This is a genomic window from Bifidobacterium criceti, assembly GCF_002286935.1.
GTDB classification, from domain to species: domain Bacteria; phylum Actinomycetota; class Actinomycetes; order Actinomycetales; family Bifidobacteriaceae; genus Bifidobacterium; species Bifidobacterium criceti.
The window spans coordinates 1-25,682 of the sequence record NZ_MVOH01000008.1 but is presented as its reverse complement, the minus strand read 5'-3'; the positions used below and the strand labels follow the sequence as shown (position 1 = coordinate 25,682).

General features: G+C 62.3%; 20 protein-coding genes. 10 read left to right on the top strand and 10 right to left on the bottom strand.

The features are described 5' to 3' along the window. Positions 1 to 533: 533 nt before the first annotated feature. On the top strand, positions 534 to 941 hold the full coding sequence (locus B1526_RS04340; RefSeq protein WP_162287935.1) for a sterol carrier family protein: 408 nt from the start codon (positions 534 to 536) through the stop codon (positions 939 to 941). A 119-nt stretch (positions 942 to 1,060) separates the two neighbouring features. Here the strand turns inward: B1526_RS04340 and B1526_RS04335 are convergent, their stop codons facing one another. Continuing rightward, positions 1,061 to 1,435, bottom strand: a complete 375-nt coding sequence (locus tag B1526_RS04335) for a DUF3073 domain-containing protein (RefSeq protein ID WP_095614871.1) — start codon at positions 1,433 to 1,435, stop codon at positions 1,061 to 1,063. 139 nt (positions 1,436 to 1,574) lie between these two features. Here B1526_RS04335 and trpS point away from each other — a divergent pair, with 139 nt between their 5' ends. Then, a complete protein-coding gene (trpS, locus tag B1526_RS04330; protein WP_095614870.1) occupies positions 1,575 to 2,678 on the top strand; it encodes a tryptophan--tRNA ligase in 1,104 nt (367 codons plus the stop codon). A gap of 189 nt (positions 2,679 to 2,867) precedes the next feature. Here trpS and B1526_RS04325 read toward each other — a convergent pair whose 3' ends face one another. Continuing rightward, positions 2,868 to 4,634, bottom strand: coding sequence for a threonine/serine exporter family protein (locus B1526_RS04325; RefSeq protein WP_235607039.1), 1,767 nt, complete (start codon positions 4,632 to 4,634; stop codon positions 2,868 to 2,870). 378 nt (positions 4,635 to 5,012) lie between these two features. Between B1526_RS04325 and B1526_RS04320 the strand changes: the two genes are divergently transcribed. Both B1526_RS04320 and B1526_RS04315 read left to right on the top strand, forming a co-directional pair. Beyond that, the gene (locus B1526_RS04320) at positions 5,013 to 7,766 is read left to right on the top strand and encodes a phosphoenolpyruvate carboxylase (protein ID WP_095614868.1); all 2,754 of its coding nucleotides are present in this window, start codon (positions 5,013 to 5,015) and stop codon (positions 7,764 to 7,766) included. Positions 7,767 to 8,118: 352 nt separating this feature from the next. After that, on the top strand, positions 8,119 to 9,369 hold the full coding sequence (locus tag B1526_RS04315; RefSeq protein WP_095614867.1) for a Fic family protein: 1,251 nt from the start codon (positions 8,119 to 8,121) through the stop codon (positions 9,367 to 9,369). A gap of 21 nt (positions 9,370 to 9,390) precedes the next feature. Here B1526_RS04315 and B1526_RS04310 read toward each other — a convergent pair whose 3' ends face one another. From B1526_RS04310 to B1526_RS04295, 4 genes are all read right to left on the bottom strand, one after another. Continuing rightward, complete coding sequence (locus B1526_RS04310) at positions 9,391 to 10,254, bottom strand: aldo/keto reductase (protein ID WP_095614866.1); 864 nt, start codon at positions 10,252 to 10,254, stop codon at positions 9,391 to 9,393. Between the two features lie 201 nt (positions 10,255 to 10,455). Beyond that, positions 10,456 to 11,973, bottom strand: a complete 1,518-nt coding sequence (gene araA, locus B1526_RS04305) for an L-arabinose isomerase (protein WP_095614865.1) — start codon at positions 11,971 to 11,973, stop codon at positions 10,456 to 10,458. Between the two features lie 48 nt (positions 11,974 to 12,021). After that, positions 12,022 to 12,714, bottom strand: coding sequence for an L-ribulose-5-phosphate 4-epimerase (locus B1526_RS04300; protein WP_022857911.1), 693 nt, complete (start codon positions 12,712 to 12,714; stop codon positions 12,022 to 12,024). 36 nt (positions 12,715 to 12,750) lie between these two features. After that, positions 12,751 to 14,379, bottom strand: coding sequence for a xylulokinase (locus B1526_RS04295; protein ID WP_095614864.1), 1,629 nt, complete (start codon positions 14,377 to 14,379; stop codon positions 12,751 to 12,753). 307 nt (positions 14,380 to 14,686) lie between these two features. On the opposite strand from B1526_RS04295, the gene arfA reads away from it, so the two are divergent. Continuing rightward, positions 14,687 to 16,228 carry an arabinosylfuranosidase ArfA gene (gene arfA, locus B1526_RS04290; RefSeq protein WP_095614863.1) on the top strand — a complete coding sequence of 514 codons (1,542 nt, stop codon included), beginning with the start codon at positions 14,687 to 14,689 and terminating at the stop codon, positions 16,226 to 16,228. 64 nt (positions 16,229 to 16,292) lie between these two features. Here the strand turns inward: arfA and B1526_RS04285 are convergent, their stop codons facing one another. The 3 genes from B1526_RS04285 to B1526_RS04275 are packed head-to-tail and all read right to left on the bottom strand — an operon-like array spanning position 16,293 to position 18,702. Beyond that, complete coding sequence (locus B1526_RS04285; RefSeq protein WP_095614862.1) at positions 16,293 to 16,628, bottom strand: hypothetical protein; 336 nt, start codon at positions 16,626 to 16,628, stop codon at positions 16,293 to 16,295. A 54-nt stretch (positions 16,629 to 16,682) separates the two neighbouring features. Further along, on the bottom strand, positions 16,683 to 17,432 hold the full coding sequence (locus B1526_RS04280; protein ID WP_235607028.1) for an ATP-binding cassette domain-containing protein: 750 nt from the start codon (positions 17,430 to 17,432) through the stop codon (positions 16,683 to 16,685). 31 nt (positions 17,433 to 17,463) lie between these two features. Then, positions 17,464 to 18,702 carry an ROK family transcriptional regulator gene (locus B1526_RS04275; protein ID WP_095614860.1) on the bottom strand — a complete coding sequence of 413 codons (1,239 nt, stop codon included), beginning with the start codon at positions 18,700 to 18,702 and terminating at the stop codon, positions 17,464 to 17,466. Positions 18,703 to 18,923: 221 nt separating this feature from the next. On the opposite strand from B1526_RS04275, the gene B1526_RS04270 reads away from it, so the two are divergent. From B1526_RS04270 to B1526_RS04255, 4 genes are read left to right on the top strand one after another with little or no spacing between them, the layout of a single operon-like run. Next, positions 18,924 to 20,096, top strand: coding sequence for a substrate-binding domain-containing protein (locus B1526_RS04270; RefSeq protein WP_095614930.1), 1,173 nt, complete (start codon positions 18,924 to 18,926; stop codon positions 20,094 to 20,096). A gap of 32 nt (positions 20,097 to 20,128) precedes the next feature. Further along, positions 20,129 to 21,685 carry a sugar ABC transporter ATP-binding protein gene (locus tag B1526_RS04265; RefSeq protein ID WP_095614859.1) on the top strand — a complete coding sequence of 519 codons (1,557 nt, stop codon included), beginning with the start codon at positions 20,129 to 20,131 and terminating at the stop codon, positions 21,683 to 21,685. Beyond that, on the top strand, positions 21,682 to 22,893 hold the full coding sequence (gene mmsB, locus B1526_RS04260) for a multiple monosaccharide ABC transporter permease (RefSeq protein ID WP_407640996.1): 1,212 nt from the start codon (positions 21,682 to 21,684) through the stop codon (positions 22,891 to 22,893). Before B1526_RS04265 ends, mmsB begins: the two co-directional genes overlap by 4 nt. 31 nt (positions 22,894 to 22,924) lie before the next feature. After that, positions 22,925 to 23,164, top strand: coding sequence for a carbon starvation protein (locus B1526_RS04255; RefSeq protein ID WP_095507309.1), 240 nt, complete (start codon positions 22,925 to 22,927; stop codon positions 23,162 to 23,164). A 65-nt stretch (positions 23,165 to 23,229) separates the two neighbouring features. Here the strand turns inward: B1526_RS04255 and B1526_RS04250 are convergent, their stop codons facing one another. Further along, positions 23,230 to 24,342 carry a LacI family DNA-binding transcriptional regulator gene (locus B1526_RS04250; protein ID WP_095614857.1) on the bottom strand — a complete coding sequence of 371 codons (1,113 nt, stop codon included), beginning with the start codon at positions 24,340 to 24,342 and terminating at the stop codon, positions 23,230 to 23,232. 99 nt (positions 24,343 to 24,441) lie between these two features. On the opposite strand from B1526_RS04250, the gene B1526_RS04245 reads away from it, so the two are divergent. After that, complete coding sequence (locus B1526_RS04245) at positions 24,442 to 25,113, top strand: carbonic anhydrase (RefSeq protein WP_407640995.1); 672 nt, start codon at positions 24,442 to 24,444, stop codon at positions 25,111 to 25,113. Positions 25,114 to 25,682: the final 569 nt, after the last annotated feature.

The following is a 25,682-nucleotide window of genomic DNA, read 5'->3' as shown; positions in this document are numbered from 1 at the left end:
TATTTTCATTCTGAACGTCGATGGGCGCACACGCCTGCCGTTCCTTGTTCTGCATCGCAAGCCCATGTGCCCAATTTTGCATACGTTCTCAATCAAAAAATCATAGCATACGCACGGTCTGTACCGTCGCCCTACGCTGCAACCATGCAGTATTTGTGCCCCAACCTTCACATTACTCAAGCGCTTCACGCGCACTAAGTCGCCATCATCGACGACCGTCGTCAATCTACATCCCCCACTCCCCCGCGTGTCTCATGTGCTGTTCAGTTCTGTTTCAGTAACGCCGATGTAACGTCGTGCAACCACACAACCGCGGTGCCGCACGACGCTAAGCATCCCTTCTCCGACGCGCGTTCGCCCAAACCAGGTGTCGCACGATGATAGGCCTCTCTTCCTGACGCGCGACCGCACAAACGCGGTACCGCACGACGCTACATACCCCGATTCCGACGTGCGACCGCACAACCGCGGTACCGCACGACGCTTATGTATATCCGGACGACTTTATCTCGGGTCGCGCAGACAATGGGAGGATGGCTGTCATTCGCGAAACCGACATCATCGCGGGCATGGACGCGTACGACACGTGGTGCGACGCCGCGCGAAAGCTCATCGGCACCGAACCGCCCACACGGATCGCGCCGACGTTGCCGCGTCCGACGATGGCGCTCGCGGTGCGCTATTCGCTGCATATGCTCGAAACGAAAGCGCCCGGCCCCGGCGTCGAAGTGCGCGTCGCGCCGTGGGGCGCCGTGAAGATTCTCGACGGTCCCGCGTCGGATCCGCACAACCTCACACCCCCGGACGTCATCGAACTCGACCCGGACGTGTGGTTGCGCGTCGCGAGCGGCGTCACGACATGGTCCGAGGAACGTGAAGCCGGACATATCTCGGCGGTCGGCGAACGCGACGACCTCTCCGCGATCCTTCCGCTCGGCTAATCGGGACAGGTATACCCAAGCCCCACGATACGCATGCATATCGCATATGCATATGCAGAAGGCGGGCCTTCCTTACTATCTATGAGGAGGACCCGCCTTCGTCGAAAGCAGTCGATGCACTATTCGGCATCATGTTCGGGATGTTTGAACGCACCCGGCACTGGCATCGGGATCGGCTTGTGCGGCTTCGGCGCCGGCGTCACCGGCATCTCACCGCTCGTCGCCTTCGCGGCGGCCTCAGCCGCCCACTTCGCATAGTCATCAAGGTCATCATCGGAATCGGACGACGTTGCCGTCCCCTCTTCCTCGAACTCTTCAACATCCGCGTCCTGGGCGTACTTCGCCTCCACGTCGGCAAACGGATCGAAAGAACCGGAGCCAGGTTCCTGCGCCCCCAGCTCCTTCGCAAGCTCGTCATAATCCGTGTCAGTGGTCAGGTATTTGAGCTTCCTAGCTATCTTCTGCTGCTTGGCTTTCTGACGTCCGCGGCCCATCTGACCCCCTGGATTAAGTGTTGCTATCAATTCATCACATAAGAGAGTACCACTTCTTGGGACCGCTTTTGTTGTCTGCTCAGATTTCTACGATGAAAACCACCGAAAACCAATGATTCGAACGGCACAAGGATTACGAATGGCTGAAGAACAAGAGGCGCGCCTGACCGCGGCCGGCAACGAAATGAGCGCGAGTTTCCTCGCTGCGAGAAAACGTTCGGAAGAAACACTGAAGAAGCTCGAGGAGAACCCGGGCAAGTTCACGATGCTCACCGGCGACCGCCCGACGGGACGACTCCACCTCGGACACTTCTTCGGCTCGATCAGGGAACGCGTCGCGATGCAGGACCGCGGCGTCAACACGAACATCATCATCGCCGACTACCAAGTGATCACCGACCGTGACACGACCGAGCACATCGACGACAACGTCCTCAACCTCGTCCTCGACTACATGGCGGCCGGAATCGACCCTGAGAAGACGATGATCTTCACCCATTCCGCGATCCCGGCGGAGAACCAGCTCATGCTGCCGTTCCTCTCACTCGTCACCGAAGCGGAACTGCACCGCAACCCCACCGTCAAATCGGAAATGGAATCGTCGGGGCACGCGCTCACGGGACTGCTGCTCACATACCCGGTGCACCAGGCGTGCGACATCCTGTTCTGCAAAGCGAACGTCGTCCCGATCGGCAAAGACAACCTGCCGCATGTCGAGATCACGCGCACGATCGCGCGCCGTTTCAACGAACGGTACGCGAAGAAGCACCCGATCTTCCCGGAACCGGCGGCGATCCTGTCGGACGCTCCCGAAATCCCGGGACTCGACGGCCGCAAGATGAGCAAATCCTATGGCAACTCGATCATGCTCGGCGCGACTGCGGAAGAAACGGCGAAGCTCATCAAGAAGAGCCCGACCGATTCGGAACGCACGATCACGTTCGACCCCGAACACCGTCCGCAGGTCTCCGCGCTGCTGACGACCGCGGGACTCGTCACCGGACGCGATCCGCAGGACATCGCCGACGAAATCGGCGCGTCCGGTGCCGGTGCGCTCAAGCAGTACGTGACGGAATCGGTCAACGCATTCCTCGCGCCGCACCGCGAGCGCCGCGCAGAGCTCGCGCAGGACATGGACACGATCCGCGACATCCTGCACGAAGGCAACCGCCGCGCGAACGCGATCGCGAACGAAACGCTCGACGAGGTGCGTGAGGCGATGGGCATGCGCTACGACCGCTGACGTCGGCGCGCGGTGACGTCGGAACGGGGGTGGTCAGTGTCGTGCGATACCGCAGATTGCGGCACCGCACGACACTGGGCACCCGTTGCTGACGTGCAATCACACAATCGCGGCATCGCGCGACGCCAAGCGCGCGCACGTGACGCGCGTCCGCACAATCCGGACACCGCGCGACGCCAAGCGCCCCTATCACACGTCGTACCGCCACGATTTGTCGGTGATGACGCGCGCCATCGCCAAACCGATCGGCAGGCAGATGATGACCATGAACGCGCGGAACGCCCAATCGAGCGCGAGCAGCGTCTCGAACTGCCCAAGGTGGAACATCGCCTGATACATATACATACCGGGCACCATGATGACGATCGACGGCACCGTCAGGCATATGCGCGGATAGCCGAGGTGCGGCGGCAGCAGACGGTGGCGCACCGCCGAACGCCATGCGGACGCGAGGATGCCCGCGAGCATCGCGCCAAGGAACGCGCCCGCTTCGGGGGCGAGTCCGTAATCGACCAATTCGAGACGCAACGTGTCCGTCACCATACCGATCGTCGCCGCGACAAGGCACATGCGTTGCGGTGAGTTGAACATCATCGAGAACCCCCACACACCGATGAACGCGAAGAGCGCGCGCAACCCACCGGTGACCCACGGATTGAGGTCGGGGGATTCGAACCCCTGTGGATTGAGATGCACAAGCGACGCGACCATCCATCCCGCGAGCGTCGCCATCAGGATGATGCACAACACGTACATGACACGTTGCACACCCGAGGGGAAATCGATCTTCGCCATATCCAAACCACCCGTGATCAATGGGAATCCCGGGATGACGAACAACATCGCGCCGATGTACGCCGTATCATGCTGCAACGCGACAGGATTGAACAGTCCGATGAGACGCAGCGTGCCGACGCACGCGAACGCTGCGACGGCGACGCACACGAACGTCACAAAGAACTGGTTGAGATGGTGCGCGAACAGCCGCCGCCGCAGCCACTGACCGAGTCCCGCACCAACGAACGCGCCGATCATGTCATACGGTGCGCCACCGAGGAGGAACACGAACGACGCGCACGCGCACGCCGATGCGAGCCCCGAAAGCGCAGGTGAATACAGCGGTTTGCGACGTTCGATCATATCGAGGCGTTTGTGCACGTCGCGCACCGTGACCGTATGCGTCGCGCGCGCCACGCCGACGTGGTCGAAATGTTCGGCGTATCCGTTCTGCGGCGGCCGCTGCGCACGCTCGCGCCACGCGCGTGCGCGTGCGCTCGCGGCGACGCGTTCACGTAACGGTCGTTTGCGCGGCAGCTGCAGCTGTTCCGCGCTGCCGTCCGCGTCGTCGACGCGTCCGTCGGCCTGGACGAGCGCATCGATGACGGTTTCGTTGACTTCACCATCCGTATTGGGGTTCGTGTCACCGTCCGCGTCGGCGGCGCTGCCGGCGATCGCCGCCTCGTAATCCTCGACGGCGGCGTCGGAAGCGGCCGCGCGTTCGGCGACGCGCGCCTGATGCCGCTTTTCGCGCAGCTGTTTCGCCATGTCCGCGGAGACCTGCGACGCGTCGCGCATGTCGAGATGCTGCATGAGACCTGCGGACACTTGTGTTTCGCGGTGGTACATCGAACCGGTGCCAAGATTGACGCTGAACCAGTCGGCGAAATGTTCGAGGAGCCAGATGCGTTCGGTGTTGACACCCGTCGTCGGCAGATTGACGACTTCGGTGATGCGTCCGCTGCCGTCGGTGCACGCGGCTCCGATGTCGGTGAGATTGACATCGGCGCGCACGTGCACGCCGAGTGGGTAGGCGATGCGGTGCATCATCTCACGCACGCGGAAGCTGCCGGTGCCCGCGCCGAGGTCGAGCATGCCGACGCGTACGATGACGCTCGCCTTCGCCGCGATGCCCGCGTCTTGGATCGGCTTGTCCCAGTCGCGTTCGATGTCCTCCATATCGAGCGGAATCGAATGGGAGTGGAACTTTCCCACTGCGGAAGCGCCACTGTTGAGCGGATCTCCGTGATTGTGATGATGGTCGGCGGACGGTTCGTGGGGGTCGTCGTGACGTTGTTCGTGCTCGTTGCTCATGGTTCCCAATTTATGTGCGGGCGCTGGACGTGCACAGCGGCGCCGGCGGCGCGTCCCGATATCTCAAATCATGGCCATTTCACCGCAGGCGCGGGCGGTCTGTCGATTCCCCGCGCCTACAATGGGCGTGCAACCGAAGAGGACTTAAGGCTGTGGGCTCGCAACGTCCAGTCAACACAACCGCGGAGGAGCCGCGGATGACCGGAAGACCGAGCAACCTGATGTTCTTAGAAGGAGGTCAATGTGACTGATAATGAACAGATCACGCCTGCGGACGCGGCAATCGTCACGTCCGGTCTGGGGACCAAGGCCCCCGAGGAGCGTGAGCTTCCCCCCACACTGCACGAGGACATGGATCTGTGTCTCGAAATTCTCCGTGGGGTGCTTTCCGAATATGACGAGTCGCTGCTCAATACCTTCGACACCGTGCGCCAGTACGCCGTCGACGCGAGCGCGGAACGCTTCTCCGGCGTGCTCACGGACACCCATCCCGAGCGCGATGACCTGGAGATGGCCGTCAAGACGATTGACGCGATGAATCTGCACGACGCGCAGCTGCTTGCGCGCGCGTTCACGACGTATTTCCATCTCGCGAACCTGTGCGAGGAGAACTACCGTGTCTCCGTCCTGCACGAGCGTGAGGCGAAGGTCGACGACACCCAGGCGATCGATCCGGTCAACGAAATGACGAAGGCCTACCATCAGCTCATCGCCGAGATGGGCCCGGCGAAGGCGAAGGAGCTGCTCGACCGTCTCGAGTTCCATCCTGTCTTCACCGCGCATCCGACCGAGGCGCGCCGCAAGGCCGTCGAAGGCAAGATCCGCCGCATCGCCGACCAGCTCGCCGCATACCGTCTGCTCGGTGGTTCGGACAAGAAGGAATGCTACCGCCGTCTCTACAATGAGATCGACGCGCTCTTCCGCACGTCGCCGATCGCGCTCAAGAAGCCGACGCCGGTCGAGGAAGCGGACACGATCCTCGACATCTTCGACAACACGCTGTTCCACACGATCCCGATGGTCTACCGCCGTTTCGACGATTGGGTCCTCGGCGACAAGGCCGGCACCGTCGAACCGGCGTGCCCCGCGTTCTTCCACCCGGGCAGCTGGATCGGCTCCGACCGTGATGGCAATCCGAATGTGACCGCGAAGGTGAGCCGTCAGGTCGCGCGCAAGTTCAGCGATCATGTGCTCGCCGCGCTTGAGGAGGCGACGCGCAACGTCGGCCGCAACCTGACGATGGAGGCGGAGACGACGCCGCCGAGCGACGAGCTGCACACGCTGTGGAACCAGCAGAAGGAGATCAGCGAACGGCTCACGAGCAAGGCGTCGCTCATCTCGACGAAGGAACTGCACCGCGCCGTCATGCTCGTCATGGCCGACCGTCTGCATTACACGATCAAGCGCGACACCGACCTCATGTACCACAGCGCCGACGATTTCCTCGCCGATCTGCGCGTCGTGCAGCGTTCGCTCGCCGAGGCTGGTGACAAGCGCGCCGCCTATGGCCCGCTTCAGGACCTCATCTGGCAGACGGAGACCTTCGGCTTCCATATGGTCGAGATGGAGTTCCGCCAGCATTCGGTCGTGCATGCGCGCGCGCTCGACGACATCCGCGAGCATGGCCTGCACGGCGAACGCGGCGAACTGCAGCCGATGACGACGGAAGTGCTCGACACGTTCCGCGCGCTCGGCGCGATCCAGAAGCGCAATGGTGTCAAGGCCGCGCGCCGCTACATCATCTCGTTCACGAAGAGCGCGAAGAACGTGCGCGACGTGTACGAGCTCAACCGCCTCGCGTTCTCGAACCCGGACGATGCGCCCGTCATCGACGTCATCCCGCTTTTCGAGCAGCTTGAGGACCTTGAGAACTCGGTGAGCGTGCTCGATGAAATGATCAAGATCCCCGAGGTGCAGGCGCGTCTCAAGCAGACCGGCCGCAAGCTCGAGGTCATGCTCGGCTACTCCGATTCGTCGAAGGACGCCGGTCCGACGTCCGCGACGCTCGCATTGCATTCCGCGCAGGAGCGCATCGCGACGTGGGCCGAGGCGAACGACATCGACCTGACGCTCTTCCATGGCCGCGGCGGCGCTGTAGGCCGTGGCGGCGGCCCGGCGAACCGCGCCGTGCTCGCGCAGCCGAAGGGTTCCGTCAAGTGCCGCTTCAAGCTCACCGAACAGGGTGAGGTCATCTTCGCCCGCTACGGCAACCCGGTGCTCGCGATCCGCCACGTCGAATCCGTCGCCGCCGCGACGCTGCTGCAGTCCGCGCCGAGCGTCGAGAAGACGAACACCGAGATGACGGACGCGTTCGCGCCGATGGCGAAGAAGCTTGACGAGGTCTCGCATGCGACGTACCTCGACCTGCTCAACACGCCGGACTTCGCGCCGTGGTTCTCAACGGTCACGCCGCTCACCGAGGTCGGCCTGCTGCCGATCGGTTCGCGTCCGGCGAAGCGTGGCCTTGGCGCGAAGTCGCTCGACGACCTGCGTACGATCCCGTGGATTTTCTCGTGGGCGCAGGCGCGCATCAACCTCGCCGCATGGTACGGCCTCGGTTCGGCGTGCGAAGCGTTCGGCGACCTTGAGACGATGCGCAAGGCGTATCAGGAATGGCCGCTCTTCTCGACGTTCATCGACAACATCGAGATGTCACTCGCGAAGACCGACGAACGCATCGCGAAGATGTACCTCGCGCTCGGCGACCGCGACGACCTGCGTGACAAGGTGCTGCGCGAGATGGAACTCACGCGCCGCTGGGTGCTCAAGATCGTCGGCGACGAATGGCCGCTCCAGCACCGCCATGTGCTCGGCCAGGCGATCCGCATCCGCTCCCCGTATGTCGACGCGCTTTCGGTCACGCAGGTGCTCGCGCTGCGTTCGCTGCGCAAGAAGGTGGACAAGGAGGAGCTCTCGAAGAGCCAGCAGGCAGGGTTCATCTACCTGATCCTGTGCACTGTTTCGGGCGTCGCCGCCGGCCTCCAGAACACGGGCTGATGATAAGCGATGCCAAGTGAGGCTGCCAGCATGGTGACGGCAGCCTCACCAGCGGGGTGTGGGCCGGTCCTTTCGAACCAGCCCACACCCCTTTTTGATGTAGCCCCTTGTGCCCTCCCCCAACACTCCAACATCCCATTGCCCCTCCCAGCGAATTCGCTGTTTCCGTCACTGTTTTCGCCGTTATGGTCATCAAACAAGCAAAAAAGTGACCAAAACGTCGAAAAGAGTGACGAAAACAGCGAATCGCATGCTCTTATTTATAGAAACTATCATTAAGAACGCATGAAACGCGCTAGAATGCTCCCTATACCGCACGAAAACACTATGGAGTATCAATAAGGGGCACCTGATGGCAGATGAATACAGACCACTCGCCACGTTGTTCCACATGGACGCATCCACGGCCGCACGCACCCATCTTGAGGAGCTCACCCACGCCCGCCTGACCGCGGACTCCACATTCCGCACGGGGATCACTACGAAACTGGGCGAATTGTTCATCGGCATGCCGCGCGAGCTCACGCGCCAACTCAACGACGTGCTTGCGCGCGAAAGCTCGATCGCAGTGCTGTGGAACGGCATCCCGCGCATCATGAAGCACAGCTACATCGTGCATGCGATCAGCGAGGAGATCCTCTCCACCAATGACATCGAAGGTGTGCGCAGCACGCGCAAAGAGGTGCAGCACGCAGTCGAGACAGCGCAGCACGAAGCCGAACACCCCGAGCCGAATTCATCACGCGACCCCTACCGCACAGTGCGTTTCGAAGAGTTTGCCCGCCTCTATCTGGGACTGACCGATGAACAGACACAACTGCCGCAGACGCTTGACGACTTGCGCACGATCTACGACGACGTGGTGGGCGACGAGATCGCCGACGACGACCGCCCCGACGGCGAACTGTTCCGCAATGGCGACGTGGAGATCATCGGCGCCGGCGAGCGTGTCGTGCACACCGGCGCGCACACCGAGGCCCGCATCAATGAGCTGCTCACCCAGATGCTCGCCTTGATGAGGTCCGAACAGATTCCCGCGCTGTTGGCGGCCCCCGCCGCGCATTTCCTGTTCGAATACACGCATCCGTTCTACGATGGCAACGGACGCATGGGCCGGTATCTGCTCGCACTGAATCTGCGGCCCACGCTCACACTGCCCTCTGTGCTTTCGCTTTCGCGTACGATCGCCGACAATCGGCAGCACTATTACAAGGCGTTCAGCAGCGCGGAGAATCCACTCAACCATGGCGAGCTCACGTTCTTCGTGCAGACGCTGCTCGATTGCGTGGCGCAGGCGCAGACCGAACTCATCGAACGGTTGACACAGCAGTTGAACCGCCTAGGCCGAATACACGCACATTGCGGAGACCTCGGGCGCGAGCACCAGCTGTCCAACCACGCGCATCAGACACTGTTCGCGCTCATACAGAAAGCCGCTTTCGATAGCCCGGGCGGCATGACGCTCGATGACGCAGCGCAGCACCTGCAATTGTCCAAACAAAGCACGCGCAAAACCGTGGAGGAACTCGAGCGGGCCGGGCTGATCACATTCACCAAACGGCGTCCGCTCACGTTCGCGTACACGGGCGAGCTGCCGGAATGACGGGCTTTGCCTCAGTATCGCTCACGCATACGTGAACGTCATTGGGTCGTGGCCGGCGCGCGTCGGGCCGTCGAGCGCATCGATCTGCGCATGTTCTTCGGGCGTGAGTGCAAAGCCGAACAGATCGAGGTTCTCACGTTGGCGTTCGGCGTGCACCGATTTCGGAATGATGATCGTCCCGTTTTCGATATGCCAGCGCAGAATGACCTGCGCGGGCGTCACGCCGTGCGCGGCGGCGATGCGCTCGACGACGCCGTTCGCAAGGTCGGCACCGCGCGCCATCGGCGAATACGCCTCCACCGCGATACCGTGGGCGCGGCAGTACGCGACGACGTCACGCTGCTGCCATGTGGGGTGCAGTTCGATCTGGTTGACGGTCGGGTACTCCCCCGTTTCATCGAACAGCCGGTCGAGGTGCTCGGGCATGAAATTGCAGACGCCGAGCGTGCGCACACGTCCTTCGTCACGCAGTGCGCGGAACGCCTTCCATGTCTCGCCGCTACGCCAGTCGAACGGTGTCGGCCAGTGGATCATATACATGTCCACGTAGTCGAGCCGCAGCAGGTCGAGGGAATGGTCGAACGCGCGCATCGCGGAATCGTATCCCTGTTCGGAATCGCGTAGTTTCGTTGTCATCCACAACGACGCGCGTTGCTCGCCCGTGTTGTATCCGGTCGCGGCGAGCGCGCGCCCGACGCCTTCCTCATTGTTGTAGCCGGCGGCGCCGTCGATGTGACGGTAGCCGACTTCCAACGCCGATTCGACGACGGGTACGACACCTTCGTCGTCGATGCGCAGCACACCGAGACCGATCTGCGGAATCCGCGTACCGTCGTGCAGTGTGATGAGGGGGATGTCTGGATGCTGTTCGCTGTGGGTGCCCATGGCGCGCCTTTCTGTGGATGGTCCGTCGGTGGTTCGTTTTGTCGTTTCTCTATCTGCCGATGCTAGCACCGCATACGAAGCTCCCGTGTACGGGAAAAGACGGTGCGCCGACGCCCGTTGTGGACGTCGGCGCACCGCCGAGGGGAAGGAAGGAGAAGAAAGGAGTTCAGTTATTTGATTATCGATACCACTGATGATTGGTCAGTGGCGGTTCGCGAGTTCGTGGTACATGTCCTCGATCTCGAGTTCGCGCGCGAATGCGCGGGGCGTCGTCTCCGCGTCGATCGTCGCGAGTTCGACGCCTGCGATGCGCGCGAAGTCCTCCCACGCCTCACGTCCGACCGAGGTCGTCATGCACGTGTGGTGCGAGCCGCCCGCGCGCAGCCAGCATTCGGCGGAGACCTCGAGGCTCGGCTCGGGCTTCCACAGCGCACGTGCGCACGGCAGCTTGTCGAGCGAACCGAGCGGTTCGACGACGTCGACGACGTTCATCAGCATGCGGAACCGAGTGCGAACGTCGGCGAGCGACACGACGACCGCATCCTGCTTCGGCGCGACCGTGAACACGAGACGCACGGGGTCGGCCTTGCCGCCGATGCCGAGCGGATGGATCTCAAGGCGCGGCTTGGCGATCGTGCCGACGGACGGCGAGACCTCCAGCATGTGCGAGCCCATGATCATCTCGTTGCCGGGCGTGAAGTTGTAGGAGTAGTCCTCCATGAGCGAAGCGCCACCGTCAAGGCCGTAGCCCATGACGGCGCCGATGCGCACGAGCACCGCCGTCTTCCAGTCGCCTTCGGCCGAGAAGCCCCAGCCGTATTCGGACGGGAAGCGCTGCGGGCCGACGCCCGGCAGCTGTGGCAGGGCGCCCAGGTCTTCGAAGTTGTCTACGCCGGCCGTGCAGTTGTTGGCACGCATCATGTTCATCATCGCGCATTCCTCGCGCGCGGCGATGAACAGCGAATCATAGTCCTTGTCGAGCAGTTCGGGCGCGATCTCGTACTTCGCCTTGTAGTCCTCGATGAGGTCCTTGACCTGGTCTTCCTTGACCGCATTGTAGGCCGCGACGAGCTCATTGACCGCCCAGGTGTTGATCGAGGCGCCGAACACGCGCTCGGCCTCGGTCTTGTCGCCTTCCGTCACGGCAACATTGCGCATGTTGTCGCCCCAACGCATCACGTTCATCGTGTTCGAGGCCTGCCAACCGGCGCATGCGCGCGCCCACACGCCGATCTTGTCGGCGACCGCCGGGTCGGTGTAGTGCCCCACCACGATCTTGCGCGGAATGCCGAGCCGCGTGACGATGTAGCCGTATTCACGGTCGCCGTGCGCGGCCTGGTTGAGGTTCATGAAATCCATGTCGATGGTGTCCCACGGGATCTCGAAGTGGTGCTGCGTGTTGAGCTGCAGCAGCGGCTTCTTGAGCGCCTCAAGCCCGCGGATCCACATCTTCGCCGGCGAGAACGTGTGCATCCAGGTGATCACGCCGATGCAGTTGTCGTCCGCGGAGGCGTCGACCATGAACCGGCGCACGCCGTCCGACGATTTCAGCGTCGGCTTGAGCACGAGCTTGACGGGGATGCGCCCGCTCGCGTTGAGCGCGTCCACGATCTCGGTGGACTGCTGTGCCACCTGACGCAGCGCCTCTTCGCCGTACAGGTCCTGCGACCCGACGCCAAACCAGATTTCTTTGCCCTCGAATGGGTTGTCCATTGCCATGTTGATTCCTCACTTCACTGTGGATGGTTGATATGGATGATGGGCGGCTCAGTGCTGCCCGTATACGTTCTGGTAGCGGTCGTTGAGCTTGTCGATGTCTTCCTGCGGAATCGGGATGATCTCGCCCAGTTGGCGCGCGGCCCACATGGTGTGCGCCACTTCCTCCGTCATCGCCGCCGCCTTGACGGCGGCCTCGGCGTCCTTGCCGATCGTGAACGGGCCGTGGTTCTGCATCAGCACCGCCGGCGACTTGGGGTATTGCTTGAGCGTCTCGACCACGCCTTCGCCGATCGCCTCCGACCCGATCAGGCGGAACGGCCCGACCGGCACGTCGCCGCCGAACTCATCGCCCATCATCGTCAGGCCGCACGGGATGTTCTGCCCGGTGGCGGCCCACGCGGTCGCATACGTGGAGTGCGTGTGCACCACGCCGTACACGTCCGGCATATGGCGGTAGATGTAGGCGTGTGAAGCGGTGTCCGACGACGGCGACTCCGCACCGTCCACCACATTGCCGTCCAGGTCGCACACGACCATCGAGCTCGGCGTCAGGTATTCGTAGCGCAGCCCGGAGGGCTTGATCACCATCAGGTCCGCCGTGCGCAGGCGTTGCGAGACATTGCCGGCCGTCCACACGACGAGATTCCACTTGATGAGCTGTTCGTGCAATGACGCGACCACTTCGCGCACCTGCTTGACCTCCGCGCGGACTTCCGGACCGTACTCTGCGAGTGTTGCCATTGTTGTTCCTTTCCGTATTGGTTCGTATTGACTCGGTCAGTCGTCTTGATTGCCGCCGATCGGCATGCATTCGACCGCGGTGCGTTCGACCGGCAGCGCGCGCATGAACCGCGCGAAGAATTCGCGGAATCCCGCCACATCGGACGGCTGCGGCTCCTCCGTCACGGACTGCGCGTTTGCGAACACCGTGGTGTCGAGGTAATCGGCGAGAGGCGTCTCCGCATGCCGCAGATAGCCGGCGAGCACCGCCATGCCCCAGGCGCCGCCTTCGGAGGCCGTGGTCATCACGCGGATCGGCGTATCGAACGCGGCAGCGAGGATGCGCTGCGCCACGACGGGTGTGGCGAAGATGCCGCCATGCCCCACGAGTGAATCGATCTGCACGCCTTCGTCCTGCGTCATCACATGCATGCCGATCGTGACGGGCGAAAACGCGCCGAACAACTGCGCGCGCATGAAGTTGGCGAGGTTGAATCGCGCCTCCGGCTCACGCACGAACAACGGGCGTCCTTCGGCGAGCCCGGCGAGGAATTCGCCGGTGCGGAACGGGTAGGCGAGCATGCCGCCTGCGTCCGGGTCGGCCTGTTCGCTGATCGCACTGCGGAACAGCTCGCCGTACAGGTCGGCGTCGCTGACCGAACCGCCGCCCAGCTGCGCGAATTCGCGGAACAGATTGATCCACGCGTTGAGGTCGGATGTGAAGTTGTTCGCGTGGCTCATGCCGGCCAGATCGCCCGCCGGAGTGGTCACAAGATCGACTTCCGAGTGCAGTGCGGACAGCTTGTGCTCGAGCACGACGGTCGCGAAAATCGACGTGCCGGCGGAGACATTGCCGGTGCGGCGGCGCACCGAGTTCGTGGCGACCATGCCCGTGCCGGCGTCGCCTTCCGGCGGGGCGAGCGCGACGCCCGGCTGCAGCACGCCCGAGGGGTCGAGCAGCGCCGCGCCTTCCGGCGTGAGTTCGCCGGCCGGCGTGCCTGCGACGAGCGGTTCGGGGAGCAGGTCCTCGAGCTTCCACGGTTGCGCGGCGACGTCGGGCAGCGCATCGAACTGTTCGATGAACCCCTGCTCGTACGTCTTGGTCTGCGGATCGATGGGGAACATGCCGGAGGCGTCGCCCACGCCGAGCACCTTGCGCCCGGTGAGCTTCCAATGCACATATCCGGCGAGCGTGGTGAAGTAGCGCACCGAGCCGATGTGCGGCTCGTCGTCGAGCACCGCCTGATACAGGTGCGCGATCGACCAGCGCTCCGGGATGTTGTATTGGAACAGCTGCGAAAGACGCTCATGCGCCTCGCCCGTGTTCGTGTTCTGCCATGTGCGGAACGGCACGAGCAGTTCGCCGTCCGCGTCGAAGGCCAGATAGCCGTGCATCATCGCGGAGAAACCGATCTGGCCGATACGGGTGAGCTTGACGCCGTAGTCGGCCTTGACATGGTCGGCGACGTCGGCGTAAACGCTTTGCAGCCCACGCCAGATCTTGTCCACGTCGTACGACCACAGGCCGTCCACGAGATGCGACTGCCAGCCATAGTCGCCGGTGGTGATGGTGTTGCGCTCGTCGTCGATGAGCACGGCCTTGATGCGCGTGGAGCCGAACTCAATGCCGAGGGACGTACGCCCGTTGCGGATCTTCTCGGCGATGTTGTCTTGCGAATCCGACATCGTTCCTCCCCGTATGAATGTGCACGTCGTTGTTAATCATCTCTATGTTAGCGCTCACATACATGGAAACACGCCGAGGAACCAAAATAACGCTCGCCCTCGGCGAACACCAGCAGACCAACACACCGAGCAAGCGTTGCCGTTTCAGTCTTTGGCTGAGCGCCGGCATCCATCCAACGCGTTGGGGACGCACACGCGGTACTTTGAGATACAAACACCATTGCGGCCATGGGCTTCGACGGCGAAGCCCATGCCGATTGCGCGTGAACCTTCGTGTCGGGTAACGCAGAAAGGACAAAGAGGCCATATGGCACAGCAGAATGAAGCACACGCTAGACTCGTGGTGGATGACGAATTCAAGGTCGGCCCGGTGCACGACCGGGTGTTCGGTTCATTCGTCGAGCATCTGGGACGCTGCGTATACACCGGCATCTACGAGCCGGGGCATCCCACCGCAGATGAGGAGGGATTCCGCCAGGACGTGATCGACCTGGTCAAGGAGCTTGGCGCCACCACCATCCGCTACCCCGGCGGAAACTTCGTGTCCGGATACAACTGGGAGGATGGCGTGGGCCCCAAGCAAGACCGCCCCCGGTGCCTCGATCTGGCCTGGCATTCCACGGAAACGAACCAATTCGGATTACATGAAATGGCCTCCTGGCTGCACAAGGCCGGCGGCAACGAGCTCATGGAAGCGGTCAACCTGGGCACCCGCGGCCTCGCAGAGGCACTGGACCTGCTCGAATACGCGAACATCCCAGAGGGCACCGCCCGATCGGACGAGCGCATCCGCAACGGCGCCAAAGACCCCTTCAACATCCGCATGTGGTGCTTGGGCAACGAGATGGACGGCCCATGGCAGACCGGGCACAAAAACGCCGAGGACTACGGCAAACTCGCCGCTTCGGTCGCGGCCGGCATGCGCATGATCGACCCGGATCTCGAGCTCGTGGTCTGCGGCTCATCGAGCCACACGATGAACACCTTCGGCAAATGGGAGGAGACCGTGCTCGAACAGACCTTCGACAAGGTGAACTTCGTCTCCGCGCACGCCTATTACTTCCCGCAGATCCTGCCCGACGGATCGCGTGACATGGCGTCGTTCCTCGCCTCCGGCGTGGATATGGACGGCTTCATCAAAGATGTCGGCTCCGCCATCGACGCCACGAAGTCCCGACTCAAGAGCGACCACAACGTGTACATCTCATTCGACGAATGGAACGTGTGGTATATGGGCGAAGAGCCGAGCAGGAACCCCGAAGGCATCGGCAATTGGCCGGTGGCACCCCGTTTGCTCGAAGACATCTATTCGGCGGCAGACGCGGTAGTGGTGGGCGACCTGCTCATCACACTGCTGCAGAACGCCGACCGCGTGCACGCCGCGTCGCTCGCCCAGCTCGTCAACGTGATCGCGCCGATCATGACCGAGCCCAACGGCCCGGCATGGCGGCAGACCACCTTCTACCCGTTCTCGCTCACCGCCGACTGGGCCAAGGGCGGCAGCGTGCTGGAACCCAAGATTGAATCTCCCCAATACCACACCGAACGCTACGGAGACGTGGCCTCCACGAACGCCGTCGCCGTGCGCGGCACGGACGGCTCGGTTTCCGTGTTCGTCACCAACCGCTCGTTGGATGACGAATGCGCGTTCGACATCAAACTGCCGGAAGGCTTCACACCACATGAGATTGAGGCCCGCACCCTCCATGACGACGACATCTTCGCCGCCAACACGCTCCACGACCAGAACCGCGTGGAACCGTACACCAACGATTCGGCATCAATGCACGATGGCAGCGTCTCTGTGGTGCTTCCACCGGTGAGCTGGACAGCCATCCATATACGTTGATGCACGTCTACACGTCCGATTCCACCTTGGTGGAACGCGCGTCGAGGAAGCGCTGATCCGCCGTTCAACGCTTCCTCGGCTTCGCCTTGCGCAGCGGTGACTGCGGCTCGGCCGGCTTGAGCATGGGGAACTGCGCCAACAGCCACCGGCGCACCGCCGGAATGCGGCAGATGCCCACACCTACCGCCAGCGCGGCGATGGAGACCCACGAGGCGATGTTCATGTTCAGCAGCATCAGGATCACCACAAGGCCGCATGCGAGCAGGCCACTCAGCTGCTGGTACTTGTTCTGCTCCTCGGTGATCTGCTCACGCTTGAGTGGCATCGACCCCAGGAACATGCCCAGCGCGCAGCAGCCAATGCCGACGACAATGGAGACGATGATTTCAGTGGTGTTCATATGTGTACCTTTCTTGGTCGATTGGTGAGCCGCGCCGTTGTGGGGTCCGGGCGATCACTCCGTCCCACGCGAACGGGGCATGTGTGCACGGGTGGCACGCGCACGCATGCGGGTGGCCGCCGACCTCCTGCCCACCCCGGCGATCTCCGCGATCACCTCTTCGTACGTGGTGTCTGCGGTGGCATGCACGGCGCACACGGCGCCATGCCGCATGACGACTATGCGGTCCGCGATGGCGAACACATTCGGCAGGTCATGGCAGACCATGATCACACTGCGCTCGGCCGACCTCAGCTGCACAATGTAGTCAAGCACCTCCGCGGTCTGCGTCACCGAAAGCGACGCCGTCGGCTCGTCGAGCACAATCAAACTGGGATTGTTGAGCAGCGTGCGCGCGATGGCCACGGTCTGCCGCTGCCCACCCGAAAGCGAGGCGATGCTCTGCCCCGCGCGCACCGGTGTGGACAGTGTGTTGAGCACTTCGCGCGCCTTGGCGTACATGCCCGCGTCGTCGCGCACCGAAAGCCCTTGGCGCATCTCGCGCCCCAGGAAGATGTTCGCGGAGACGTCGAGGTTCTCACAGAATTGCGGCTGCTGGAACGCCGACGCAATGCCCAGTTCCGCCGCCTTGGCCACGCTGTCGAGCCGCACCGCCTCACCACGCACCGCGATGCTGCCGGCGTCTGGCTGCACAAGCCCGGCCAGCACGTGCACGAGCGTGGATTTTCCCGCGCCGTTGTCGCCGACCACGGCCACGATCTGCCGCGTCTGCACCGCAAGATCGACGTCACGCAGCGCCTCCACGTTCCCGTAGCGTTTCGAGACCCCGCGCAGTTCAATCAACGTTGACTGATGGCTCATTGCCTTCCCCCTGCTTGCCCTTCTGGGAACGGCCGCCATTGAGGGCCGCCCGTTCCACGTTCTCCATCGCCATGATGCCCGCTCCCAACGCTCCATTGATCTTCGGCAGTTTCGCTTCGAGCACCGCGATCGGTGTCAACGCATCGGGGAAGAGCAGCCGCTGCAACGCCTCGCGGAAGGGGTCGAGGAACACCTCGCCCGCCTGCGCAAGCTCGCCGCCGACCACCACAAGTTCGGGATCGACCGAAATGCACAGCGTGGACGCCACATTGCCGATGCGCACCGCGGCGTCGGCGATCACACGCCGGCAGCCGGGATCGCCCTCATTCGCCTTGAGTACCAGATCATTGAGCGTGAGGTCGCCATGCGTCACCGCCAGCAGCGATGTGAGCCTCTGCTCATCCACAATCGTATTGAGGCAGCCGCGATTGCCGCATTGGCATATGGCACCCAGCGGATCCACCTGGATGTGGCCTATCTCGCCGGCGAGACCGGTCACCCCGTGGTGCACTTCGCCGCCGTGCACAATGCCCGCGCCCACGCCATCGCCCACATTCACGTACACAAAATCCTCGATGCCGCTGCCTGCGCCCACGCGCGCCTCACAGAAGGCGCTCATGTTCGCGTCGTTGTCCACAAGCACCGGCACGTCGAACATCTCACGGAACGCGGCGGCGACATCCGCGTCCTCCCAACCGGGCAGCAGGCCAGACACGGCGAGCATGCCCGTGCGCTTGTCGACCGGCGCGCCCAACGCGACGCCGATCGCGAGCAGCTCGTCGACCCCCGCGTCCATCTGCTGGAGCGATTCGCGAATCATGCGGGCGGCGATGTCGAGCGTCGTGTCGGGCAGATGGTTGCGCGCGAGCGGGTAATGGTGCTCCATGTACGGCGAGCGCGTGTCGTCGCACAGCACAACGCGCAGGCCCCGGCGTGTGATGTGCACGCCGGCGGCCAGTCCGTTGTGGTGTGCGAGCGTGACGAGCTGCGCGCGCCGGCCGTTGCGCACGGTGCCATGCGTCTCGAGCTGGCCTTCGTCGACCAGCTGGTGCACGAGCGCCGAGATCGTGGCGGTGGATACGCCCATGATCTCGGCGAGTTCCACCTGCGTCATCGCACCGAACTTATGGATCGATTCCAACAGGTTGGCGCGATTCGCTTCACGAAGCGAGCTCTGCGAGCCCAGCTTCTTCTTTGAGAATCGTCCTGCCATACACACCAGCATAAAGGGCGCGCTCGGGAAATCAGTCTTGAATACACGAAAATCGTGGAAAATGTGCAGAAACTCCCTGTATTGAGTTCAGAACGTGAACTCAGTGTCGCAAAACACGCCGTGTTGAGTTTGACAACTTAACACAAAGGCGTATCCTGACCGTAGATCTCATCGAGATCACAGCAGAGAAGCTGTACATTCCGTCGAAGGAGATGGAGCAGATGAAACGCATCACCAAGATAGCAGCCTTCATCAGCAGTCTGGCGATATGCGCCGGTTTGAGCGCATGCGGATCCACCCGTTCCGGATTCGAGCAGACCGGTGGCACCCAGAAACTCGAGAAAGGCGCGACAATCGGCATTTCGATGCCAACCAAGTCCGAGGAACGCTGGAACAAAGACGGCAACAACCTCAAGAACAAGCTTGAGGACGCCGGCTACAAGGTGGTCCTCAACTATGCGGACGACAAGCCCGCGCAGCAGAACGCAGACATCGAGAACATGGTGAACCAAGGCGCCAAGATCCTCGTCGTCGCATCCAAGGACGGCTCCGCCGTTGGCCCCGCCGTGGAGAAGGCGCGCGACGCCGGCGCCACGGTGATCGCCTACGACCGCCTGATCATGAACACCGACGCCGTGGATTACTACGCCACGTTCCAGCTCGAGCAGGTGGGCAAGCTGGAAGCCGAGTATCTGGTTGACCAGCTGGGCCTCAACGACGGCGAAAAGGGCCCCTTCAACATGGAGCTGTTCACTGGTTCGCCGGACGACAACAACGCCAAGTACTTCTTCAAGGGCGCGTGGGACATCCTGCAGCCGTACTTCGAAAAGGGCGTGCTCGTCTGCCCGTCCAACCACGGCGGCGGTGTGACCAAGGACTTCACCGTTGACGATTGGCAGAAGATCTCGGTGCAGTCGTGGAAGACCGAACAGGCGCAGAAAGACATGGAGTCGATCCTCGATTCCACCTATGCCAGCGGCAAGAAGCTCGACGCGGTGCTCACCCCGTACGACGGCATTGCGCAGGGCGTGATCAACGCCATCGAAGCCAAGCGCCCAGACATGAAGCCGGGCACCGAATCCTGGCCACCGATCACCGGGCAGGACGCCATGGAGATCGCGGTGTCGAACATCGCCGCGGGCAAGCAGGGCGAGACGGTCTTCAAGAACGTGGACGAACTGGCCGACGCGGTGTACGACATGATCATCGAGATCGCCGAAGGCAAGAAGGTCACGGGCATCAACGGCGAATTCAACAACAACAACGTCGACGTGCCCTCCAAGCTGCTCGACCCGCAGAACATCACGGTGGAGAACCTCGACGACCTGGTCAAGGCGAAGTACCTCACGCAGGAACGCTTCGACAAGCTCACCAAGGGAGAGGCCATCCGCTGACGGACGGCACTCCTGAGGGGAAAGAGATCGTCATGGCAGACAACAACACGATTCTGACGATGAACAACATCGTCAAGACCTTCGGCCCGGTCAAAGCGCTCTCCGGCGTCAATCTGTCGGTGGAACGCGGCGAGATACATGCCATCTGCGGCGAGAACGGCGCAGGCAAGTCCACACTGATGAACGTGCTTTCGGGCGTCTACCCGTATGGCTCGTATTCAGGCACCATCACCTTCGACGGCAAGGAGTGCAAGTACCGCACCATCAAGGATTCCGAGGCCGACGGCATCGTCATCATCCACCAGGAGCTCGCGCTCAGCCCGTTCCTTTCGATCGCCGAGAACATCTTCATCGGCAACGAACAGGCCAAGGGCGGCGTAATCGACTGGGACGAGACGCGCGCCAAGGCGGCCCAACTGCTCAAGCGCGTGGGCCTGCCGGAGAACCCGGACACCAAGATCATGGACATCGGCGTAGGCAAGCAGCAGCTCGTGGAAATCGCCAAGGCGTTGTCCAAGAACGTCAAACTGCTGATCCTCGACGAGCCGACCGCCGCGCTCAACGACGAGGACTCCGCACACCTGCTCGACCTGGTGCGCCAGCTGCGAGACGAGCAGGGCGTGACAAGCATCATCATCAGCCACAAACTCAACGAGATCGCCGCCATCGCAGACAATGTGACGATCATCCGCGACGGCGCGACGGTGGGCACGATGTTCGTCACCCCGGAGACGCCGCTGGACCAGGACGAGCTCATCCGCAAGATGGTGGGGCGCTCGCTCACCAACCTCTACCCGGAGCATGAGCCCAACAAGCCCGGCGAGGAATACCTGCGCATCGAGGACTGGACCGTGCACCACCCGCTCGATCAGAACCGGGTCGTGGTGGACCACGCCAATATCAACGTGCACTCGGGCGAGATCGTGGGCCTCGCGGGGCTCATGGGCGCCGGACGCACCGAGATGGCGATGAGCCTCTTCGGGCACTCGTACGGCTCCAAGATCTCAGGCAAGGTGTTCGTCAAGGGCAAGGAAGTGAACCTGCCCAACGTGCAGGCCGCGATCAACGCCGGACTGGCCTACGCCACCGAGGACCGCAAGGTCTACGGGCTCAACCTGCTGCAGAACATCCGCGAGAACGCCTCGCTGGCGTCGCTCGAGAAGATGAGCTCGCACGGCATCATGAACGACAACATCGAGCAGAGCGAGGTCGAGGAGTACCGACGCGACTTCCACATCAAGTGCAACAGCATCGATGTGAACGTCGGCACGCTTTCCGGCGGCAACCAGCAGAAGGTGGTGCTCGCGAAGTGGGTCATCTCCGACCCCGACATCCTGATTCTCGACGAGCCGACGCGAGGCATCGACGTCGGTGCGAAATACGAGATCTACGAGATCATCAACCAGCTGGCCGACGCCGGCAAGGCCGTGATCGTCATCTCGTCGGAGCTGCCGGAACTCATCGGCATCTGCGACCGCATCTACACCGTCAGCCAAGGCGTCGTCACCGATGACGTGCACAAGAACGGCTTCACCCAGGAATATCTCATGAAAGGCATGACCAAGGAGAAGGAGGTGGTTGCATCATGAGCACCAATGCAGCCCCAGCAGAAAAGAAGAGCGCGGGATTCCTCGCGACACTGGCCAACAATTCGAAGCAGTACGGCATCGTGGGCGCGCTCGTGGTGATCGTGCTCGTCTTCGAGTTCCTCACCAAGGGCGTGCTGCTCAAGCCCAACAGCTTCGTTTCGCTCATCCAGCAGAACGCCTATGTGATCATCCTCGCCATCGGCATGGTCATGGTCATCATCGCCACGCACATCGACCTGTCGGTCGGGTCGATCGTCGCCTTCGTAGGCGGTGTGTGCGCCATATTGATGGAACGGCAGGGCGTCAACTGGATACTCGCGATCCTCATCTCGCTCGTCGTCGGCCTGATCATCGGCTGCTGGCAGGGCTTCTGGGTGGCCTACGTAGGCATCCCCGGCTTCATCACCACACTGGCCGGCATGCTCATCTTCCGTGGCCTCGCCACCGTGATCGTCGGTGAATCCGTGCCGATCACCTCGCCGGAGTTCCGCGGTATCGCCCGCAACTACCTGCCGCAGCTGCTTGGGTGGTGGGGTCCGTTCGACGGCTTGACCATCGTGGTCGGCATCGCGTGCATCGCGCTCTTCGCATGGAGCCAGCTGCGCCGCCGCGGCAAGGTGGCCAAGGCCGGCCTCACGCCTGAGCCCATGGCGCTCACCGTGACCAAGATCGTCATCGCCACACTGCTCATCGGCTTCGTCACCTACCTGCTGGCCCTCTCCGGCAACGCCGACCAGGGCGGCATCCCGATCATGCTCGTCATCCTGGGCGTGCTCGTCTTCGTCTACAACTTCATCCTCACCCGCACGGTGTTCGGCCGTCATGTGTACGCGGTGGGCGGCAACCGCAAGGCGGCCATCCTCTCGGGCATCAACACCAAGCGCGTCGACTTCACCCTCTTCGTGCACATGGGATTCCTTTCGGCCATCGCCGCGGTCTGCGTGCTCTCGCGACTCTCCTCCGCCACCGCACAGGCCGGCATGGAGTTCGAAATGGACGCCATCGCAGCCTGCTTCATCGGCGGCACGGCCGTCACCGGCGGCGTCGGCACCATCCCGGGCGCTGTGGTCGGCGCACTCGTCATGGGCGTGATCAACCAGGGCCTGTCCATCATGGGCGTCGACACCGCAGTGGTGAAGACAATCAAGGGCCTCGTGCTCCTGGGCGCCGTGGCCGTGGACATCCTTTCCAAGCGCAAGAAGAGCTGAACCACCACATCATCAACGAAAGAGGCACATCATGAACATCACATCGGCGGCACGCGCCCGACTCTACGCCCTCACCGCAGTGGCCTGCGCGATCTGGCTCGTCCAGACCTGTGTGGAGGCGAACAACGCGGGCGAGCTCTTCAGCTGGTCGAATGTCATCTTCAGCATCTGCCTCATCATCGTCACCGGGTACTGCGCGGTGAACGCGGTGCTCGGCTGGAACACGAAGGAGGCGTCACAGGCAGACAACACAGACGAACACACCAAATGAACCAATGATGCAGTGAATGCGCAAGCGGGGGTTTCCGTGACCACGGAAACCCCCGCTTGTTCGTGTCAGCGCCGCGGCGCGGCACGCACCGACTGCCGCACGATCAGGTCGGCGGACACCAGCCCCACGCCATGGTACGAAGCCGGGTAGCCGGGCTCGTCGCCGTCGCCCATCAAAAACAGCGCCTCCTTCATGGCCATCACGCCCAGGTCGTCGAAATCCTGCCGCACCGTGGTCAGCGGCGGGTACATGTTGCTCACACCGGGAATGTCATCGAAGCCGGTCACGCTCATGTCACCGGGCACACGGACACCATGCTCGTGCAGCGCGCGGATCACGCCGATCGCCATCACGTCGTTCGAACAGACCGCGCACGTGGGCAGGCGGCCGCCGTTCGAGCCGATGTTGTCGAGAATATGGTTCATGCGGCGGTACGCGTCGGCCGACTCCCAGTCGCCGCACTGCACCGTCACCGAATTCACCTTGTTCTCCGCACACAGCTTGTTCCACGCCAGCAGGCGCGTGTGCGCGTCGCGCCACTGGCTCGGTCCCGCGAAAAACAGCACATTGCGGTGGCCGTATTTGCGGATCAGGCGCATCACCGAAGCCATGCCGCCCCACTGGTCCACTCCCACAAACGAAACACGGCGGCGGCGGCGCGCGTTGAGCATGCGCATGCCTTCGCCCACGCTCACGCCCCCGTGTGTGGACGTGATGATCACGCACGGCTGCGTCACCTTCGCACGGCACGCCACTTGGAACATCTCATCCGTGGGGGTCAGGAAGATGAACGCGTCCACGCCCTGCTGCATGAACATGCCGCACAGGTCGTCGAATTCCGGCTGCGTGCATTCCGCCTCGTGGACCATCGCCACCGAAACGAACATCGTGTGCGCGCGTGCGGTCGCTTCGACCGACGCCAGCGCGGTCACCGGGCCGTAAAAGCGTTGGCCGCCAGCGATCATGCCGATTGTGCGCGTGCGGTTCGAGGCGAGCGAGCGAGCGGAATTGCTGGGGCGGTAGCCCAGCTCCGCAATCGCGCGCTCCACCTTCTCGCGCGTGGCCGGCGAGACGTTGGGGGAATCGTTGATCACGCGCGAAACGGTCTGATGGCTCACGCCCGCAAGTTTCGCCACCTCAAAAATCGAAGGGCGCTTTGCCCCCTTGCGGTCGGCCATCGCCACCTCCTGCGATTGCGCGCATCGAAAAGTGCGCTGTATTCAAAAGCTTCTATGATTTACCTTAACGCATGAGCCGCAGCAATCAGAGGAGTCACCATGACCGAAAGCACCGAAGAAACCACCGCGAACAGCACTTGGAGCCGCATGCTCGCGGGCAACCGGCGCTTTGCGGAAGGCAAGGCCGAACACCCGTGGCAAGACAAGGAGACGCGCGAATCGCTCATCGACACGCAGAACCCGGATGCCGTGGTGCTCGGCTGCTCGGATTCGCGCGTGCCACCGGAGATCATTTTCGACGCGGGTCTCGGGGACATGTTCACGGTGCGCACGGCGGGTGAGTTCATCGACGACGCGGCGCTCCAGTCGTTGGAATACGCGGTCAGCGGACTGCATGTGAGCCTGCTCGTCGTGCTCGGGCACCAGCATTGCGCGGCCGTCGCGAAAGGCGCGCAGGAGCTCGACGCGCTCGTCAAGCAGGTCTCGGACGAATCCGAACGGCTCCACGACGAAGTCATGGAGAACCTCGACGAGGTCATCGAGGCATCCGACTCCCAATTCCTCAAAAACGCCGGACTTTCCGTATGGCAGGCGCAGATGTCCGGACTTGATACGAGCGATGACTACGAACAGGTGCACATCGCACGCACGATCGAGCATCTCGTGACGCATTCGGAGATCATCCGCGACGCGCTCGCGCATGAGCGACTCATGATCGTCGGCGCGCGCTACCGCGTCGATACGGGCCTCGTCGAGGTGCTGAGTTTCTGAGTCCTGATTCATCGAAACATCAAGAAACGTCGAAACGACGTAATCGTCGACGTGGTCTGGCCGCAGCCGGACGGTTCAGTGCGGGCGGTCGATTCGCAGAGTGTTCTTTATAATAAAACGAGATATATAAGTTAAATTTGCTTACAGCCACGTTTTCCGCTTTCACTGTTTTATAAATTAATTTGAAATTTATTGTAATGTATCAATATGATTCCATCTTTGAAAACAGCGACTTTTGATGAGCTTTAGAGCGGATATCCGGCTTTTGTTACACGCGTTTCATTTTTTGACGCAAGGGGAACCTTATTTGAAATGTTGGCATATACCAATTTGACAGAACTACGAAACAGGGTGGACAATGTCTATGTATCACAAAGACGATTGGGTTAGGTGATGAGAATGGGTGATGTGTACGTAAGCGCCACCGCAAATGCTACCGTGTATGGCGGCAGCAGCATTTCTGCTGAGATGATAAGCGAGCAGACAGAGGCAATCAATAAAGGCTTCTCAGACATGACTGCGGCTCAGAATCGCACCACTGCCGCGGTTGGAGTCAACAACATGCTTAC